Source organism: Agromyces binzhouensis (assembly GCF_004135055.1).
Classification (GTDB): Bacteria; Actinomycetota; Actinomycetes; order Actinomycetales; family Microbacteriaceae; genus Agromyces; species Agromyces binzhouensis.
Genome location: NZ_SDPL01000501.1, coordinates 1 through 1,917 on the forward strand (window position 1 = coordinate 1; position 1,917 = coordinate 1,917).

Consider the following 1,917-nt stretch of genomic DNA (forward strand, 5'->3'; position numbering starts at 1 on the left):
GCGGTGCTCGCGCTCGGCGTCGGAGCGGCCGCCGCACCGGCCCAGGCCGCGCCCGGCGGAACGCCGGGACGCGCCGACACCGTCCGCGTCGCCACCTACAACCTCTCGCTCAACCGGAACTTCGAGGGGCAGCTCGTCGCCGACCTCTCGACGGGCACGAACGCGCAGGCGAAGACCGTCGCCGAGATCATCCAGCGCGCGAACCCCGACATCGTGCTGCTGAACGAGTTCGACTACGTGCCCGGGGGTGTCGCCGTCGACCTGTTCCGCGACAACTACCTCGAGGTCTCGCAGGGCGGCGCCGACCCGGTCGAGTACCCGTACGCCTTCGTCGCACCGTCGAACACGGGCGTGCCGAGCGGATTCGACCTCAACAACAACGGCGTCGTCGGGGGCGGCGACGACGCGTTCGGCTTCGGCTTCTTCCCCGGCCAGTACGGCATGGCCCTGCTCTCGAAGTACCCGATCGACGACGCGGCGGCGCGGACCTTCCAGCAGTTCCTCTGGAAGGACATGCCGGGAGCACTGCTTCCCGACGACCCGGGCACCGACGCACCGGCCGACTGGTACTCGCCCGAGGAGCTCGACGTCTTCCGCCTCTCGAGCAAGTCGCACTGGGACGTCCCGGTCGAGATCGGCGGACGCACGGTGCACGTGCTGGCGTCGCACCCGACGCCGCCGACCTTCGACGGCGCAGAGGACCGCAACGGCACGCGCAACCACGACGAGATCCGCTTCTGGGCCGACTACGTGCACCCGGGTGCCGCGTCGTCGTACATCTACGACGACGAAGGGGTGTTCGGCGGGCTGACGCCCGGCTCGTCCTTCGTCATCCTCGGCGACCAGAACGCCGACCCGGTCGACGGCGACTCGACGGACGACGCGATCCACCAGCTCCTCGGCCACCCGCGCATCACCGACCCGATGCCGATGTCGGCCGGCGCGGTCGAGGCGTCCGAGCTGCAGGCCGGCGCCAACCTGGCCCACGAGGGCGACCCGGCCCTCGACACGGCCGACTTCAACGACAACCCGGCGCCGGGCAACCTGCGCGCCGACTACGTGCTGCCGTCGAAGGACCTCCGCGTCGCCGACGCGGGCGTGTTCTGGCCGGTCTCGTCCGACCCGCTGTCAGCGCTCACCGGCACCTTCCCGTTCCCGTCGAGCGACCACCGACTCGTGTGGGTCGACGTGCACGTGCGCGGCTGACCTCGAGTCGCGAGCGGCCCGCCTCCCCGTGAGGCGGGCCGCTCGCCGCCCCCGGCGCCTCAGCCCTCCCGCACCGGTCGGGAGCGGCCTCCTTGACACCCGCCATGGACGGGAGGAGGCTCGGCCACGAGGCATCCGCTCGACGCAGCCGGGTACGGGAGGTGGGGCCGATGACGCGACCCATCGAGGGCGTCGGAACCGCCGTCGCGGCATTCCTGGGCTCCGCGGGGGACGGCCCGATCGGCGACCCCGTCGACATCGACGTCGACGGCTGGGGCACCGACGAGGATGCGATCTGGGGCGACCTGCACGCATCGCCGCTCCGGCGCGCACTGCGCTCGTTCTTCGACAACGGCGGCGCCTCGGCAGTGGCGGTGCGGGTCGCCGACACCGGCATCGACGGTGTCCGGGGCGGCCTCGAGTCCCTCGAGCGCGTCGACCTCGTGAACCTGCTCGTGCTGCCCGCCGAGTGCGCCGCGCGCGCGGACGCCCACGGGATCGTCGCGGAGGCGGTCGCCTTCTGCGAACGCCGCCGGGCGATGCTGCTCGTCGACCCGCCCGCGTCGACGGGATCGTCGCGGAGGCGGTCGCCTTCTGCGAACGCCGCCGGGCGATGCTGCTCGTCGACCCGCCCGCGTCGACGGGATCGTCGCGGAGGCGGTCGCCTTCTGCGAACGCCGCCGGGCGATGCTGCTCGTCGACCCGCCCGCG

At 72.9% G+C, this 1,917-nt stretch carries 1 protein-coding gene and 1 pseudogene; both read left to right on the forward strand.

What is annotated here, in order from left to right:
- Positions 1-1,206 (forward strand): endonuclease/exonuclease/phosphatase family protein (locus ESO86_RS16110; protein ID WP_422836507.1); only part of this gene is annotated, 1,206 nt, incomplete at its 5' end.
- Between the two features lie 170 nt (positions 1,207-1,376).
- Positions 1,377-1,917: pseudogene (locus ESO86_RS16115) on the forward strand (hypothetical protein); the annotation flags it as partial.